We start from the raw sequence: 14,383 nt of genomic DNA, 5'->3' as shown, positions 1-14,383 counted from the left end.
GGGGCGGACACAGACGCGCTCGCGCACCCCGGGGCGGTCCTGCGGCAGCGGCTCGTAGGCGCCGGAGGCGAACCGCTCGACCGCCAGCAGCACCGCCTCCAGGGCGGCGTCGCCCATCTCGCCCCGGTACAGGTCGCTCTTGCCGCGCGGCGGCAGACCGCACGGCACGGTCGCCCAGACCGGCCCGGCGTCCATCTCCGGCTCCGCCTGGAGCACGGTGACGCCCCAGCTGTCGCGTCCCTCCTGGACGGCCCGGTCCAGCGAGGACGGGCCCCGGTCGCCGAGCGGTCCCGGGTGCACGATCAGACAGGGCACGGCCGCGCAGACGTCGTCGGGGACGGCGGACCTCAGCATCGGGGCGATCACCAGCTCCGGTCTCAGCCGGGCCAGGGCCGCGCGCAGCGACGCGTCGCTCAGCGCCAGTTCCACCGCGACGGCGTGGCCGTGGTCCCGCAGGGCCGCGAACACGCGCTGGGTGAGGCTGTTGAAGCCGGACGCCAGCAGCAGGATCTCCACGTGGGCCTCCTCGGGGGCCCGGCGTCCCGCCCGTCCGGACGCGCACCGGGTCCACCGACGAGCCTGATCCTCCGTCAGCGGAGAGCGTGGGACCCGCGCCGCGAGGTCACCCGAACGCCCCGGAGGGCCGCCGGCCCTCGCGGACGGGTCAGTCCCGGCGTCGGCGGCGCCGGCCGACCGACCGCGCGACCGCCAGCAGCACGGTCAGCGTCCAGAGCAGGCACAGCACCGTGACGGTGGCGGTGGTGCGGACCTGCAGCACGATCGATCCGAGGCCCAGCCCGCAGGCGGCCAGCAGGACCAGCCAGTCCGTCTGGAGGCGCGCGCAGCGCTCGAGCACGCGGCCGGTGAGACCGTCCCTCGGCAGCATCATGGTGCGCAGCGCGTAGTCCAGGTCCTGCTCGCGGCGCAGATCCGTCTCCAGCGCGGCGAGGATCCTGCGCTCGCGCGGACTCAGTGCCGGCCCGGCCACGGTTGCCTCCGTCACCTACTGGGAGTAACCCTGCTCTCTCCAGCTTGCAGGATTCACGCATGACCGGCCTCTCGGAAGAGCTGAGGACCCGCCCTGGCCGAACCCGGTCGACGCGACGGCTCTTCGGCTCCGTCCGCCGACGCCTGCTCGGCGGCGACGAGCAGGCGCTCGTGGCGGGCCTCGCTGACCACGTCCCACCAGTCCCAGCAGTCCTCGCAGCGGCTGTCGGGGGCGGTCTCGTCGACCCGGCGGATCGCCCGGCTGTCGCTGACCGGGTCGATCAGACGCCCGCAGATGGCCACCAGCCGGCGTTCGCGGACGATGTGCCAGCGCAGCGTCTGCCGTCCCACCGGGTCGGCGGGCTCGTGCTCCGCGCGGAGCTCGTAGTCGCTCATCGCCGGACCGTCCGCGGCCCGGCCGTCCGGTCCGTCCTGGCGGTCCCCGGCGTCCCGACCGTCCCAGGCGTCCCGACCGTCCCGATCACGCCGCCGAACGGCAGCACGTCCGCGCAGCGCCGGCGGCAGACGGGGCACAGCCGCTCGGGGAAGACCTCCGCGCGCCGTGCCACCGGCCGGGTCCCCCCGGCCTGGTCCAGCCGCAGGTCGCACAGGGCGGTGTCGCCGTGCGCGGGGACGAGGTGCCACAGGTGGATCTCCCGCTCGCCCCAGGCGCAGCCCGGTTCGGCCTTCAGTTGCAGTTCCACCGTTCTCACCTCTGTCCGGTCCGGTCCGTCCCGGGCCTCCCGGCGCGCCTAACCCCAGCGCGGACCCCCAAACGTCCGGCGGGCACCGCCAGCGGTGGCCCCGAAGGCGGGTCGTGGGTTCGATGGATACATCCCCTTCGACGCGTTGCCGGGCAGGGGCCGTAGCGACGAACCTCAGGAATCGAGGCAGTCATGGAGCTCACGTTCCTCCAACCTCTGCTCGACCGGCCGGGTCCCTGGGCCAGTGTGGTCATCGACACCTCCCGTGCCACCGAGGACGGCGCTAAGCAGGCCGAGCTGCGCCTGCGGGCCGCTGTGCGCGAGCTGACCCGGCTCGGCGCAGACCGGCGCACCGTCGACGCGATCGCGCGCCAGCTGGGCGCCGAGTCCCCCTCCGGCTCCCCGCCGGGGCGGGCGGTCTTCGCCGCCGACGGCCGGGTCGTCCTGGACCTGCCCCTCGCCGCCTCCCCGGCGGCCGCGATGGCGACCTGGGCCGCGCTGCCGCGTCTGGCGCCCGTGCTGCCGTTGCGCGCGGAGTATCCGGACGTGCTGCTCGCCAGGATCGACCGCACCGGCGCGGACCTGGAGCTGTCCGACGGCCGGCGGCGGCGGCGCGTGGGCGGCGCGCAGGGACCGCAGGCGCCACAGGGGCGCGGCCGGGGCCATCGGTCCATGCCCGCGGACCGGTACGAGTGGCACTACCAGCACCGGGTGGAGGACACCTGGGACCGGACCGCCCAGCTGATCGCGGACGAGGTCGCCCGACAGCACGCGGCCGCCCCCGACCGCGTCGTGGTGCTGACGGGCGACGCCCGCGAGCGGCACGAGGTCCGGCGGCGGCTGCCCCACCCGCTGGGGTCCCTCGTGGTGGAGCTGGACGCGGGCGGGCGCGCACCGGGCGGCGACGACAGGGCGCTGGACCAGGAGCTGGACCACGTCCGTTCCCACGCCGTCGACGAGCGGATGGAACGGGCGCTGGCGGAGCTGGCCGCGGGGCGGACCCGGGATCCCGGCACCGGCCACGCGGTGGCCCCCGAACTGGCCGGCCGGACCGCCGAGGGCGTCCCGCAGGTGCTGCGGGCGGCCCGGGACCGGAACCTGGCCACCCTGCTGCTCGACGACTCGGCGCCGGACGCGGCGCGCACCGTGTGGACGGGTCCGGACGCGTGCCAGCTGGCGCCCGGCCGCAGCGAGGTCCACGCGCTCGGCGCGCACTACCCGCTGCCCGCACGCGCGGACGACGCGCTGCTGCGTGCGGCGGTGGCGCTGGACGCGGACGCCATCACGGTGCCGACGGGCGCGCCCGGTCCGATCGGCGGCGTGGGGGCCCTGCTGCGCTGGCCCCAGCGCGCGGACGCGGCCTGATCCCCGCGACCGGGGGTGAAGTTCGGCGACCACGGACCGGGCCCGTCTGTCCCGTCATGACGGACCGCTCGGACCCGGCGAGGGCATCCGCACGTGGGGGGCACGCTCGCGCGCTGGGGACCGCGGCTGCGCATCGCCGCCGGTGACGGCAGCCACGACGCTCCGCGGCTGCTGTGGCCGCATCTGCCGGCCCGTCCCTTCGGCCACGGCCTCTACCGGGTGGAGCGCCTGACCGGCCGGTGGGGCGTGACGGCCCGGAGCGACGGCAAGACGGTCTGGGCGGAACTGCGCGTGCCGAGGCCCCCGCGCATACCGAGCACCGAGCCGACGGGACTCATCAGCTGACGCGGATTTCGTGCTTTCTGGGGCACGTCTGAATTTTCGTGCATCTGTTGACAGGCTTCCCGCCACGGAGCGAGTCTGTCCTTGGACGCATTCGCCGTCCGGACAGGGCAGGTCGCGAGCGAGGGCCACGGACCATGACGTACCAGGAACAACAACCGTCCACCTGGCGGCCGGGCTCGTGCACGTGCGAGTCCCTCGCCGACGGCCTGCTGGTCTACCGCCTCTCCGGGGACCTCGACGTGGGCAGCGGGGAGACGCTCGCCTTCGACAAGCCGCTGGACGGGTTCCGCGCGGTGGTCGTCGACCTGGCCGACGCCGGGTTCTTCGGCTCCACCGCCCTCAACGCGCTGCTGCGGCTGCGGTTGGACGCCGAGCAGGCGGGGATCGCGGTGCATCTGAGCACGGTGCCGCGGATCGCGGCCCGGGTGTTCGAGGTCACCGGGGCCGACACGCTCTTCCCGGCCCACCCGGACCTGGGCGCGGCCGTTCAGGCCCTGCGCTGAGGCCGGCCGTCGCCGAGGGGGTCCGCCGCGCCGTGGCCGTCGGGCCCGGGGTGCGCGTGCCCGCCCGGGCCCGGGTGCGCGTGCCCGTCGGAGCCCGAATGGTCGCTCAGCAGCGCCAGGAGGTCGGCGACGGACGGACCGGCGTCGGCGGGATGCCGCAGCGGCGCGGCGGCGGTCACCTGGTAGTGGTTGGTCCGCCCGACGCGGGTGTGCGTCAGGTAGCCGCCCTGCTCCAGGTCGGTGATGATGCGCTGCACCGCGCGTTCGGTCAGCAGACAGCGCAGCGCGATGTCCCTGACCCGCACGCCGGGGTCCCTCGAGATCTGGACCAGCACCCGAGCGTGGTTGGTCAGGAACGTCCACGTCGCGCGGTCACCAGGCGCCTGCTCCATACCCGTCATCGTACGACTGGAGTTTCACGGTTTGCGAAGGCTGACAAACGGTTCGCGCCGCGACCCGGCGCCCGCACGATCCCCTGCCAAGGTGGGGAGCGCCCGACCGTTTGAAGTCGCCTTCGCGGGTAGTCGCCCGACGCACACGTGAGTCGACGACCGACCGGAGGCATGCGATGACCGAGACCTGCGGGCTGGTGGCTTCCGGCACGTCGGAAGCCAACCCCCGCCTGAAGGCCCGGAACCGGACGGCTGTGGGAACCGCTGTGTGCACGCTGATCGGCGACCTCGACCTGCACACCCGCCGGATCGCCGAGTCCGCGTTCCGACGGGCCCTGTCAGGCCGTCCCCCGGTGTTCTGCGTCGACCTGCGGGAGGTGCACTTCTGCGACTCCAGCGGGCTCAACCTGCTCCTGGCCTACCGCGCGCGCTGCGCCGCCGCGGGTGCGGCCATGGCCCTGGTCGCCCCGAGTGCCCGGGTGGGCAGGCTGCTGGAACTGACCGACGCCGAGACGCTCTTCCCGGTCTTCCCTGACCACCGGTCCGCCGCCGTCGGACTGCGTCAGGCGTGTGTGAGCGAGTCGTATCCGGTGAGACACGGTCAGTAGGGATCGCGCAGCACGTCGCACGGCAGCTAGCCGGGATGGGAGCGCCATGAGCCCGAACTCCACGACCGCCCCGTCGTTCGGGCCGCGCCACCTGGACCTGCCGCGCCGCGCCGACGTCGACCGCGTCGCCATGGGGATCGCTTTCGTCCGCCGGTCGCTGGGCGACTGGCAGGTCGAAAGAAACGAGGACGCGGCCGTCGACGCGGTGCTGGTGGCGGCGGAGTTGCTCAGCAACGCCGAACGGCACGGCGGCGGGACCCTCTGGCTGGAGCTGGAGCGCCACGCCGGCGCCCTCAGGATCGCCGTCCACGACGCCAGCCCTAGTCCGCCCGCCCCGGTCCTCCCTCATCTGGCCGAGCGCGCCGGGGGCCACGGGCTGTTCATTATCGACCGGGTGGCCACGGCATGGGGATGGGAGTCCGAGCCCCCGGGCAAGGCCGTGTGGGCCGAGCTGCCGCTGCCTGCCCGGCCGGACGCGTGAGCCGGACGGTCAGCCCTTGCGCACCCGTGGCGCGTCGGGGCTGTCCCAGCCGCTGTCCAGGTCGCCGGACCGGCTCAGGCCGACGACCCCGGCGACGATCAGCGCGCAGCCGGCTGCGGCGGGGACGGCCCGCAGGCCGAGGCTCAGGCGGTCGCCGAACAGGTAGTGCCCGAGGACGAGGCTCACCAGGGCGTCCACGAGCGTCAGCGCGGGCTGGGAGGCGCGCAGCGTCCCCGCGCGCAGCGTCAGCTGGAACAGCAGGAAGCTGAGCCCGCCGGTCGCGGCGAACGCGTACACCGGCCAGTCCACCCACAGTTCGGCGAACCCGGCGCTCCCGGCGCGGGTCAGCACCTCCTTGATCAGGGCAGCGGTGGTGGCGAACCCCGTCGCCGCCGCGCAGCCCAGCAGGGCGGCGCGGGGGGCTCCGTGCACCCGCCAGGCCGTACCGACCAGGACGAGGACCGTGCCGGCGACGGCCGCACCGACCACGGCCCAGTGGGAGGCCGGGGCGGACCGGCCGCCGGGCTGCGGATGAGTGGAGGCGAGGAAGAGGGCGAGGCCCACGGCCAGCCCGGTGAACGCCGCCCAGGTGCGGCGGCCTGGCCCGCGACGGAACACCACGCTGCCGATCACCAGCGAGAACAGCAGTTCGGAGGCGAGCAGCGGCTGGACCAGGGAGAGGCTGCCGAAGCCCAGTGCCGCGGCCTGGGCGGACGCGGCCAGGGCCAGCGCGGCCGAGCCCGCCCACCAGGTCCTGCTGCGCAGCACCCGGAGCTTGGACCAGCGCCCAGTGACCTGCTGCCCGCCCTCGTCGAGGTTGGCCTGCCGTTGCAGGACCGAGACGGCCCCGTTGGCGGCGGCGCACACCAGCGCGCACAGGACGGCCAGCCAGGTCACCGGCGTGTGTCCTCCCGTCATGTCGTCGACACACCCGGCCGGGGCGGGGCCTCAGTCGGGGCGGGGCCTCGGTCGAAGCGGAGCCTCAGCCGAAGCGGAAGGCCAGTCGCTGGTAGAGCCCGGGGGCCGTGCTGCGCACGAGTCCGGGCAGTCGCAGCCAGGCGGGCACGTAGACCTGTTCGCGACCCAGCGACACCGCGCGGCAGACGGCGTCGGCGACCCGGTCGGGCGGCATCGGGCGCGGTCGGGACCGCGCGTAGGGGGCGCCGCGCCGTTCGAAGAACGGCGTGTCCACGACGCCGGGGACCACGTGGGTGATCCGCACGCCGGATCCGTGCACCTCCTGGCGCAGGGCGTCGGCGAAGACCCCGAGGGCCGCCTTGGCGGCCGAGTAGACCGCCTCGTTGCGCACGCCCAGGGTTCCGGCGACCGAGCCGATCAGGACGATGTGCCCGTCGCCGGAGGCCAGCATCGACGGCAGCAGGAGCCGGACCAGCTGCACCGTGGCGCGCAGGTCGACGCTGAGGACGCGGTCCACGGCCTCGCCCGGCATGGTCCACAACGGGCCTGCCCAGCCGACGCCGGCGGCCGCCACCAGCAGCCCGATCCGGTCCTCCGCCAGGGTGGAGGCGGCGGCCACCAACGCCTCGGGCGCGCCGGGTGCGGTCAGGTCGGCCGGGAGCGCGACTCCGCCGGTCCGCGCGGCGATCCGGTCCAGGCGGGTCCGGTCGCGTCCGTTCAGCACCAGCCGCCAGCAGCCCTGGTCCGCCAACCGCGCGGCGACGGCCGCGCCGATCCCCGAGGAGGCGCCGGTGACCAGGCCGGTCCGCGCCGGCTGGCCGGACGCGTCGCGTCGTCCAGAGGGTCGTGCCTCCCGGTGGAACAAGCTCACGGCGGCTCCTGTCCGGACGGCGAGGCCTGGGGTGGCGACGACGGCGGGCGTGCCGGGTACGAGCTCGGCGCCCGCCCTGCTTCCACCATCCCCGAGACCGCGCGTTCAGGCGCGCCGAAACCGGCGGGGTCCGCGCCGTCCGCCTACGGTGGGGCTCGTGAGCCGGTTCCTGATCGTGAGCGCGAGCATGGGCGACGGGCACGACGCCGTCGCCCGCGCGCTGGCGGGCCGGCTGGACGGTCAGGGCCACGACGCGATCGCTGTGGACGTGCTGCGCCTGCTGCCGACCCGCGCTGCCGGGGCCGCGCTGCGCGGCTTCTACCAGTGCATGATCCGGCACGCCCCTTGGGTCTACTCGGCGATCTACGCCGCGTTCTTCCGGCCGGGTGGGGGTGCGGGCACGAGCCCGCTCGCCGCCGTCGTCGGCCCACGGCTGCTGGAACTGACGGAGCGTCTGCGCCCCGACCTGGTGGTCCCGGTCTTCCACCTGGCAGCCCAGACGACCGGGCGCGAACGCGCGCTGGGTCGGCTCAGGGTGCCGACGGCGGTCGTGGTGACCGACTTCGCCGTCCACCGCCAGTGGCTGCATCCCGGCAACGACCACCACCTGTGCCTGACCGAGGACGCCGCCGACCAGGCCCGCGCCTGGACCGGCCGCCCGGCCCGGGCCGTCGGGGCGGTCCTCGCCGAGCGGTTCCTGCCGCCGCAGGCGCCCGTCCGACGGCCCGCCGCCGGCGCCCCGCGCGTGCTGCTGTCGGCCGGCGCGTGGGGCGCGGGCACACGGTTCGCCGCGACGGCGCGACTGCTGGCCCGCTCGGGTTTCGCACCGGTGGTGCTCTGCGGCCGCAACGCGCACATGCGGCGCGCACTCCAGGGCCTGCCCGGGGTCACCGCCCTGGGCTGGCAGCGCGACCTGCCGGCGGTGCTGGCCGAGGCCGCCGCCCTGATCGACAACGCCGCCGGGCAGACGGCTCTGCAGGCTCTCGCGCTGCGCGTCCCCGTGGTCGCCTACCGTCCCCTTCCCGGCCACGGCCGGGAAGGCGTCCGCGCCATGGCCCGGCTCGGCCTGACGCGCCTGGCGGACTCCCCCGACGCCCTGCTGGCGGAGCTCAGGGACGCGGTCGACCGTCCGCAGACCGCTCTCCCGGGCCTGGACGGGCTCTTTCCCGGCACCGCCGCGACCACCCTGGCCGCCCTCGCCGCCGGCGCGTCTGACGCCGTCTGACGCCGTGAACGTGTGCGCCTCCTGCGCGTGGACCGAAGCCCACGCGCAGGAGGCGCACCACACTCAGCGACGTGTGGAACCGTCACCACCGATACCAGCGGCTCCGGCTCCCCGCACCCGCCCTCGGACCTCGGGCGACGAACCCCAGCAACCAGAGCACGAGCACCGCCAGGGCGATCCACCACAGAACGTGCACGGCGAAGCCCACACCGAAGAGCAGGATCGCAAGCAGCAGAACCAGTATCAGAAACAACATCTCGCACACCTCCTCACGACGCGCCTGCCCCGTCCGCGCCCGTCCACACGTGGGGGCTGCACACGCCTGGGCTGCCCAGCGCGGTCACGGACCGGGTCGGCCTCGGCTCGGGCCGGGGCGGCTCGGTCGGAGGCCCGACGGGCCGGGCCGGGGCCGGGTCGGGGTAGGGCATCGGGTCAGGGTCCGGCCCGGGACGCGGGATCGGGCGGTCGGGGTCGGGCGGCATCGGGTCCCGGACGGGGACCACGTCCGGGTCCGGGGGTGCTGGGATCGTGGCGTTCACGTCGGTCTCCTCTTCGGTCGGGCCGCTTCAATGCGCGGGCTTCAGCGCCGGGCGTTCGAGTGCCCGGACGGCCTCTGCTCGGCGAACCGTGGACCAGGGCGTCGTCGGAGGCGTCCAGGTCGGCGGGTCCGCGGCTGGTGATGAGCACGCTGTCATCGGCCTCGCAGACGACCAACTCCTTGGCCGCCCAGTCCGGCCCGCGTTGGCCAGGTCGGTGCGCAGGCTCGGCCAGGAGGTCAGCGTGCGACCGCGCACCAGGTCCAGCCCGGCCCGCCAGGCGCGCCTGCCCCGGGGCCGGGGAGCTACACGCCCGAGGCGGCGGAAACGCGGCGGTGGCGTTCGAGGACGTTGCCCGCCCAGGCTCGTGTCTCCGCCGCGCGTGAGCACCGGCCGGCGGGGCGAAGCGCAAGCAGACCGCCAGCGCGTCCGCGCCCGCCTCCACATGACGCCGCCTCGGCGCACAGCGCCCAACCACCAGGCCCCACGGCAACCACCCACTCGCCCACCCCTGCCCGGCGGGGGGTGACGTGTACCGACGGCGATCGCGGGCAGGCGCGACCGACACGCACCGTCTGCCGGAGAGGAGCCAGCCGTGGGCACGGACGACGGAACCGCACCCGAGGCCACACGCTCGAACGTCTCGGACCGCACCGACGAAGACGTGGTCCGGACCCGGATACCGGCCCGACTCGACCGCCTGCCGTGGTCACGCTGGCACTGGCGGATCGTGATCGGGCTGGGCACCGTATGGATCCTGGACGGCCTGGAAGTGACCATCGTGGGGAACATGGCCTCCCGGCTGGCCCAGCACGGCAGCGGCATCGCCATCAGCACCGCCCAGGTCACCACTTGGGCCGCCGCCCTGTACGTCGCCGGCGCCTGCTGCGGTGCGCTGTTCTTCGGGCGCCTGACCGACCTCTTCGGCCGCAAACGCCTGTTCATGGTGACGCTCGCCGTCTACCTCTCGGCGACCGCGCTGACCGCGCTGTCGTGGACCGCGTGGTTCTTCTTCCTCTGCCGTTTCGTCACCGGGCTGGGCATCGGCGGCGAGTACGCGGCCATCAACTCCGCCATCGACGAGCTGATCCCGGCGCGCGCCCGCGGCCGGATCGACCTGATCATCAACGGCACCTTCTGGGTCGGCGCCGCCGCCGGCGCCCTCGCCTCGATCGCGCTGCTGAACACCGCGCTGTTCGCCACGAACCTGGGTTGGCGTCTGGCCTTCGGCATCGGCGTGGTCCTCGGCCTCGGCATCCTGCTGGTGCGGCGCCAGGTCCCGGAGAGCCCGCGCTGGCTGATCACCCACGGCCGGGCCGACGAGGCCGAACGCCTGGTCGGCTCCATCGAGGACGAGGTCCGCGAGCAGACCGGGCAGGAGCTGGAACCCGCCCAGGACGAGATCGCGGTCCGGCAGCGCGGCGCCATCGGGTTCGGCACGATCGCCCGCACGGTCCTGCGCGACTACCCGCGCCGAGGCGTGCTGGGCCTGGCCCTCTTCGTCGGCCAGGCGTTCCTGTACAACTCGGTGACGTTCGGTTACGCGGTGATCCTCACGACGTTCTTCAAGACGCCGGCCGACGAGACGGGCTACTACTTCGTGGTGATCGCCGTCGGGAACTTCCTCGGCCCGCTGCTGCTGGGCCGCCTGTTCGACACCGTCGGCCGCAAGCCGATGATCGCGGGCAGCTACATCCTGTCCGGCCTGCTGCTGTTCGGCACGGCCGCCCTCTTCCAGCGCGGCGTCCTGGACGCCGTCACGCTCACTGCGTGCTGGACGGTCGTGCTGTTCTTCGCGTCCGCCGGGGCCAGCGCCGCGTACCTGACCGTCAGCGAGATCTTCCCGCTCGAGACGCGTGCGCTCTGCATCGCCTTCTTCTACGCCGTCGGCACCGCGCTCGGCGGCATCACGGGGCCGCTGCTCTTCAACGGGCTGGTCAGCAGCGGCAAGACGTCCGACACCACGCTGGCGTTCTGCATCGGCGCGGGCCTGATGTGCGCGGCCGGGCTGGTGGAGGCGGCGATCGGCGTGCGCGCGGAGCGGCGCAGCCTGGAGTCGCTGGCCGCGCCCCTCAGCGCCGTCACCGCGACCGCACCCGGCACGGGCGTCTGACGCCCCCGTCAGCCCGCAACGACCCCGCGGATCGCACCGGGGGCAGCAGCAGGGCGGCGTCGGTGCGCCGGGCGGCGGTGCTCTCGGCGGACGGGGTGTCCGGCCCTTCCGGCTGACTCCGCCGGGAAGCGCGCACGAGAAGCGCGCGCGAGGTGACGCGAGGCGAGGGGTCAGCGGTTCGGCGAGGCGGCGCTGATCCGGCCCAGAGCGGAGGCCGGATCCTTCTCCTCGGCAAGGTCGCCGAGGGAGACGATGCCGACGAGCCGGTCCTGGTCGACGACGGGAAGGCGGCGCAGCGCCCGCACCCTCATCATGTCGGCCGCCTGATCGACGTCGATGTCGGAGGAGACGGACGTGACGTCGCGGGTGCACACGTCGCCGGCCGTCCTGCCGTCCCCGTCGCCTTCGGCGAGGACGCGCACGACCAGGTCACGGTCGGTCAGCAGACCGAGCAGCCGCCCGTCGTCGGTGACCAGGACGTCGCCGATGTCGTGGTCGCGCATGGCCTGCGCCGCCTCCCGCACGGGTGCCGCGGCGGAGACCGTCACCGGCTGGCGGGTCATCATCTCTCGGATCTTCTGACTCATCGCTCTTCCTCCTCGTCCAGGGCCGTGACCACCTCGATGCAGTCGACGTCGATCTGGTCGGCCACCTGTCGCAGCAGCACGAGCACGGCCCGCACCGTGCCCGGGTCGGCGCCCTCGTCCGGCCAGGTCGCGAGCTGCCCGGCGACCTGCCGCAGCAGGTCGGACAGGACCGCGGCCGGAACCAGCATCTGGCCGTCCACATGCCACACCATCGGAACCCGCACGGACACCATCCGCGCCATCTCCCTCCGTGACCCCCGCATGCGCGACTACCCGCCCAAGAAGGAAGAAACCGGATGTTTTCGCATGCACGACCGACCAGGGGGTAGGGTCCGAAGCAGGACGCCCCCAAGAGGGACGGGTCCGTGTCACCGACGGTGGCGCGGACGCACACCAACTGAGGAGCTCTTCCTTATGTCCCATACGCCGCTGGCCGGCGCGCAGTCGGTCCCTGGTCGGCTCCCCTCGCCCAACGCCGTGGACACCGAGGACGCACGTGCCCTGTCGCACCTGCTGTTCCAGCGCCTCGGCGAGCTGGAGGAGGGCACCGCCGACTACTCCTACGTGCGTAACACGCTGGTCGAGCTCAACCTCGCGCTGGTCCGCTACGCCGTCGCGCAGTTCCGGCACCGGACCGAACCGACCGAGGACCTCATGCAGGTCGGCATCGTCGGCCTGATCAAGGCGATCAACCGCTTCGACCCCGGGCGGGAGGTCGAGTTCTCCACGTTCGCGCTTCCCACGATCACCGGCGAGCTCAAGCGGTTCTTCCGGGACACCAGCTGGTCCGTGCGGGTTCCGCGCCGACTCCAGGAGCTCCGGCTCCGCCTGGCCAAGGCCCGCGACGAGCTCTCCCAGGAGTTGGAGCGCGAGCCGACCGACGCCGAACTCGCGGAATGCCTGCACGTCAGCGAGGCGGAGGTCACCGAGGGCCAGGCGGTGAGCAACGCCTACACGGCCGGCACCCTCGAAGCACCCGACCAGGACGAGAGCGAGGGCCCCCAGGCGCGCCGCATGGGCTACCTGGACCGCGGTATCGAGGGGGTCGAGAACCTGGAGAGCCTCAAGCCCCTGATCGCCGCCCTCCCGGATCGGGAACGGACCGTCCTCGCGCTGCGCTTCAGCGCAGAGCTCACCCAGGCGGAGATCGGCGCGCGGCTCGGCATCTCGCAGATGCACGTCTCGCGGATCCTCTCCCGCGTGCTCACCGGCCTGCGCGAGGCCCTGCTTGTCGAGGAGTGAGCCCGTCCGGACGGCGCTTCCCACGCGGGAGGTGCCGTCTTTCTCGCTCGCCGAGGCCCGCCCGCCCGTCGACGCCCCCGCCCGTCGGCGCCCGCCCGTCGCCGGGCTGCGGCTTTCGGGCGCGCCGGAACGGTTCCCCGACGCCTACCCGGGCGGGGCGGAGCGATGCGGGCGTGCGTGCAGGGGCCGGAGCGGCAGGTGTCAAGCGCCTTCCGGCCGGGCAGTAGCACTGCCCGGACGCTTTCGGGGCCGTGTGAAGGAGTCACCCATGGTCACCCGCGGACACATCGCCACCGCCCTGCCGCGCATGCACAGCGCGGCGCTCGAGCACATCGGCCGACTGGTGCGCGGCGTCGAGCCGGACCAGTGGACGCTGCCCACCCCTTGCCGGGAGTGGACCGTGCGGGGTCTGGTCAATCACGTCACCGTGCAGGAGCAGTGGCTCGCCCTGCTGCTCGCCGGCGATTCGGCCGCCGCCGTCGGCGACCGCCTGGACGGGGACCAGCTCGGGGACGACCCCGTCCTGGCGTTCAAGAGGGCCGCCGGCGACGCGGACGAGGCCGTGAGCGCCTCCGGCGCGCTCGACGGCACGGTGGAGCTGTGGTCGGGTCCGGCCCCGGCCCGCCATCTGGTCAGCCAGCTGGCCATGGACCTGGTCGTACACGCCTGGGACCTGGCGCGCGCCACCGGGGCCGACGAGCACCTGCCGCCGCAGCTCGTCTCCTTCGCGCTGCGGGAGCTGTCCGGCTACGCCGACCGGCTCGCCGCGACGGGCCTGTTCGATCGGCCGCTGCCCGTCCCCGAGGGCGCCGACTCGCAGACCAGGCTGCTGGCCCTGACCGGACGCCAGGCCGACCGGCCGGGCGGTGCACCCCGCTCGGAAGCGGCTCGGTGATCAGCGTGCGGCTCCCCCTGCTCGCGCTGAACGCCCCCAGGGGCCCGATGTAGCGCCGCCCGGCCCAGGCCTTCGCCTTCGGCATGCTGCCCCGCGCGGCCGGGCTGTGACGCGCGGCGAGGCGCGCTGCCTGCGGCTCCGCCGGGCTGACGACCCGGCAGTACCTCGAAGGTAGACCAGCCGCCGACTTCGATTAGTAAGGCACATCACGACCAGCACCATCAAATCAAAGCCACACACGCCGATCTGATGCTACAATCGTAGCCATAAGGGCCTCCGGATCGGCATCGCAGGGATGCCCGACGGATCGGCCTGTCGGCAAGGGGGAAACGGCCATGACCTACCAGTTCGAAGCCACGTCACAGGCGACCATCGACGAGCGCCTGCGGGCGGCAAGGCAGTACCGCCTCGCCCAGGCCGCGCGGCTCGTCAATCGCGCCGAACGCGCGCAGCGGCGTGCCCGCAGGGCTCTGACCAGCCTGCACGCATGACGACCCAACGGAAACGGGCCGCCACCACATCGTGGTGACGGCCCGTTTCCGTTGCCCCGTGCCTGCGGACGCGAGGAGGGTCAGATGGTTCCGCGCAGCTTGGCCAGTGCCTCGTTCAGG

At 74.1% G+C, this 14,383-nt stretch carries 19 protein-coding genes and 1 pseudogene; 10 read left to right on the top strand and 10 right to left on the bottom strand.

Translation table 11 applies throughout. From position 1 onward, the window contains the following. From TR50_RS19630 to TR50_RS19615, 4 genes are all read right to left on the bottom strand, one after another. Positions 1-516, bottom strand: a 516-nt coding sequence (locus TR50_RS19630; RefSeq protein WP_042422817.1) for a formyltransferase family protein, incomplete at its 3' end; no start/stop codon positions are given. Positions 517-664: 148 nt separating this feature from the next. After that, entirely contained in the window at positions 665-1,003 is a 339-nt protein-coding gene (locus tag TR50_RS19625) for a hypothetical protein (protein ID WP_152648493.1), read from the bottom strand. A 38-nt stretch (positions 1,004-1,041) separates the two neighbouring features. Continuing rightward, on the bottom strand, positions 1,042-1,383 hold the full coding sequence (locus TR50_RS19620; RefSeq protein WP_042422812.1) for a hypothetical protein: 342 nt from the start codon (positions 1,381-1,383) through the stop codon (positions 1,042-1,044). After that, a complete protein-coding gene (locus TR50_RS19615; protein WP_042422809.1) occupies positions 1,380-1,691 on the bottom strand; it encodes a hypothetical protein in 312 nt (103 codons plus the stop codon). The genes TR50_RS19620 and TR50_RS19615 overlap by 4 nt, the downstream gene beginning before the upstream one ends. A gap of 192 nt (positions 1,692-1,883) precedes the next feature. Between TR50_RS19615 and TR50_RS19610 the strand changes: the two genes are divergently transcribed. The 3 genes from TR50_RS19610 to TR50_RS19600 all read left to right on the top strand — a co-directional run bounded on the left by TR50_RS19610 (position 1,884) and on the right by TR50_RS19600 (position 3,904). Further along, on the top strand, positions 1,884-3,056 hold the full coding sequence (locus TR50_RS19610; protein ID WP_042422805.1) for a baeRF2 domain-containing protein: 1,173 nt from the start codon (positions 1,884-1,886) through the stop codon (positions 3,054-3,056). A 93-nt stretch (positions 3,057-3,149) separates the two neighbouring features. After that, positions 3,150-3,401 carry an ATP-binding protein gene (locus TR50_RS19605; RefSeq protein WP_052441116.1) on the top strand — a complete coding sequence of 84 codons (252 nt, stop codon included), beginning with the start codon at positions 3,150-3,152 and terminating at the stop codon, positions 3,399-3,401. A gap of 134 nt (positions 3,402-3,535) precedes the next feature. Further along, positions 3,536-3,904: an STAS domain-containing protein gene (locus TR50_RS19600; protein WP_052441115.1), complete on the top strand. Its 369-nt coding sequence runs from the start codon at positions 3,536-3,538 to the stop codon at positions 3,902-3,904. On the opposite strand, the gene TR50_RS19595 is transcribed toward TR50_RS19600, so the two are convergent. Beyond that, positions 3,889-4,296 carry a helix-turn-helix transcriptional regulator gene (locus TR50_RS19595; RefSeq protein ID WP_042422801.1) on the bottom strand — a complete coding sequence of 136 codons (408 nt, stop codon included), beginning with the start codon at positions 4,294-4,296 and terminating at the stop codon, positions 3,889-3,891. The genes TR50_RS19600 and TR50_RS19595 overlap by 16 nt on opposite strands. A 176-nt stretch (positions 4,297-4,472) precedes the next feature. On the opposite strand from TR50_RS19595, the gene TR50_RS42670 reads away from it, so the two are divergent. Beyond that, positions 4,473-4,904: an STAS domain-containing protein gene (locus tag TR50_RS42670; RefSeq protein ID WP_052441114.1), complete on the top strand. Its 432-nt coding sequence runs from the start codon at positions 4,473-4,475 to the stop codon at positions 4,902-4,904. Positions 4,905-4,950: 46 nt separating this feature from the next. Continuing rightward, positions 4,951-5,385 carry an ATP-binding protein gene (locus TR50_RS19580; RefSeq protein WP_052441113.1) on the top strand — a complete coding sequence of 145 codons (435 nt, stop codon included), beginning with the start codon at positions 4,951-4,953 and terminating at the stop codon, positions 5,383-5,385. Between the two features lie 9 nt (positions 5,386-5,394). Here the strand turns inward: TR50_RS19580 and TR50_RS19575 are convergent, their stop codons facing one another. Beyond that, positions 5,395-6,303 carry a DMT family transporter gene (locus tag TR50_RS19575; protein ID WP_042422798.1) on the bottom strand — a complete coding sequence of 303 codons (909 nt, stop codon included), beginning with the start codon at positions 6,301-6,303 and terminating at the stop codon, positions 5,395-5,397. Positions 6,304-6,367: 64 nt separating this feature from the next. Continuing rightward, entirely contained in the window at positions 6,368-7,174 is an 807-nt protein-coding gene (locus TR50_RS19570) for an SDR family NAD(P)-dependent oxidoreductase (RefSeq protein ID WP_052441112.1), read from the bottom strand. 187 nt (positions 7,175-7,361) lie between these two features. On the opposite strand from TR50_RS19570, the gene TR50_RS19565 reads away from it, so the two are divergent. After that, positions 7,362-8,399 (top strand): MGDG synthase family glycosyltransferase, encoded by a 1,038-nt coding sequence (locus tag TR50_RS19565; protein ID WP_042423049.1) that lies wholly within the window; start codon positions 7,362-7,364, stop codon positions 8,397-8,399. Between the two features lie 82 nt (positions 8,400-8,481). Here TR50_RS19565 and TR50_RS19560 read toward each other — a convergent pair whose 3' ends face one another. Next, positions 8,482-8,655: a hypothetical protein gene (locus tag TR50_RS19560; protein ID WP_042422795.1), complete on the bottom strand. Its 174-nt coding sequence runs from the start codon at positions 8,653-8,655 to the stop codon at positions 8,482-8,484. 944 nt (positions 8,656-9,599) lie between these two features. On the opposite strand from TR50_RS19560, the gene TR50_RS19555 reads away from it, so the two are divergent. After that, positions 9,600-11,048, top strand: coding sequence for an MFS transporter (locus TR50_RS19555; RefSeq protein ID WP_042423046.1), 1,449 nt, complete (start codon positions 9,600-9,602; stop codon positions 11,046-11,048). A gap of 170 nt (positions 11,049-11,218) precedes the next feature. Here the strand turns inward: TR50_RS19555 and TR50_RS19550 are convergent, their stop codons facing one another. Beyond that, entirely contained in the window at positions 11,219-11,635 is a 417-nt protein-coding gene (locus TR50_RS19550) for a CBS domain-containing protein (protein ID WP_042422792.1), read from the bottom strand. Then, positions 11,632-11,868, bottom strand: coding sequence for a hypothetical protein (locus tag TR50_RS19545; RefSeq protein WP_152648490.1), 237 nt, complete (start codon positions 11,866-11,868; stop codon positions 11,632-11,634). Before TR50_RS19545 ends, TR50_RS19550 begins: the two co-directional genes overlap by 4 nt. A 73-nt stretch (positions 11,869-11,941) precedes the next feature. On the opposite strand from TR50_RS19545, the gene TR50_RS19540 reads away from it, so the two are divergent. The 3 genes and pseudogenes from TR50_RS19540 to TR50_RS50515 all read left to right on the top strand — a co-directional run. After that, a complete protein-coding gene (locus TR50_RS19540) occupies positions 11,942-12,877 on the top strand; it encodes a SigB/SigF/SigG family RNA polymerase sigma factor (RefSeq protein WP_439654231.1) in 936 nt (311 codons plus the stop codon). 268 nt (positions 12,878-13,145) lie between these two features. Next, positions 13,146-13,772, top strand: a complete 627-nt coding sequence (locus TR50_RS19535) for a TIGR03086 family metal-binding protein (protein WP_042422783.1) — start codon at positions 13,146-13,148, stop codon at positions 13,770-13,772. A gap of 230 nt (positions 13,773-14,002) precedes the next feature. After that, a pseudogene (locus tag TR50_RS50515) lies at positions 14,003-14,263 on the top strand (hypothetical protein); the annotation flags it as partial. Positions 14,264-14,383: the final 120 nt, after the last annotated feature.

Source organism: Streptacidiphilus anmyonensis, assembly GCF_000787855.1.
GTDB classification, from domain to species: domain Bacteria; phylum Actinomycetota; class Actinomycetes; order Streptomycetales; family Streptomycetaceae; genus Streptacidiphilus; species Streptacidiphilus anmyonensis.
The sequence above is the reverse complement of the archived record's forward strand: the minus strand, read 5'-3'. Positions and strand labels throughout refer to the sequence as shown.

Excerpts from the sequence above, each read along its gene's own strand:
- TR50_RS19620 (WP_042422812.1), bottom strand. The coding sequence starts at position 1,383 with ATGAGCGACTACGAGCTCCGCGCGGAGCACGAGCCCGCCGACCCGGTG.
- TR50_RS19610 (WP_042422805.1), top strand. The coding sequence starts at position 1,884 with ATGGAGCTCACGTTCCTCCAACCTCTGCTCGACCGGCCGGGTCCCTGG.
- TR50_RS19600 (WP_052441115.1), top strand. The coding sequence starts at position 3,536 with ATGACGTACCAGGAACAACAACCGTCCACCTGGCGGCCGGGCTCGTGC.
- TR50_RS19595 (WP_042422801.1), bottom strand. The coding sequence starts at position 4,296 with ATGGAGCAGGCGCCTGGTGACCGCGCGACGTGGACGTTCCTGACCAAC.
- TR50_RS42670 (WP_052441114.1), top strand. The coding sequence starts at position 4,473 with ATGACCGAGACCTGCGGGCTGGTGGCTTCCGGCACGTCGGAAGCCAAC.
- TR50_RS19580 (WP_052441113.1), top strand. The coding sequence starts at position 4,951 with ATGAGCCCGAACTCCACGACCGCCCCGTCGTTCGGGCCGCGCCACCTG.
- TR50_RS19575 (WP_042422798.1), bottom strand. The coding sequence starts at position 6,303 with ATGACGGGAGGACACACGCCGGTGACCTGGCTGGCCGTCCTGTGCGCG.
- TR50_RS19565 (WP_042423049.1), top strand. The coding sequence starts at position 7,362 with ATGGGCGACGGGCACGACGCCGTCGCCCGCGCGCTGGCGGGCCGGCTG.
- TR50_RS19560 (WP_042422795.1), bottom strand. The coding sequence starts at position 8,655 with ATGTTGTTTCTGATACTGGTTCTGCTGCTTGCGATCCTGCTCTTCGGT.
- TR50_RS19550 (WP_042422792.1), bottom strand. The coding sequence starts at position 11,635 with ATGAGTCAGAAGATCCGAGAGATGATGACCCGCCAGCCGGTGACGGTC.
- TR50_RS19545 (WP_152648490.1), bottom strand. The coding sequence starts at position 11,868 with ATGGTGTCCGTGCGGGTTCCGATGGTGTGGCATGTGGACGGCCAGATG.
- TR50_RS19540 (WP_439654231.1), top strand. The coding sequence starts at position 11,942 with ATGCACGACCGACCAGGGGGTAGGGTCCGAAGCAGGACGCCCCCAAGA.
- TR50_RS19535 (WP_042422783.1), top strand. The coding sequence starts at position 13,146 with ATGGTCACCCGCGGACACATCGCCACCGCCCTGCCGCGCATGCACAGC.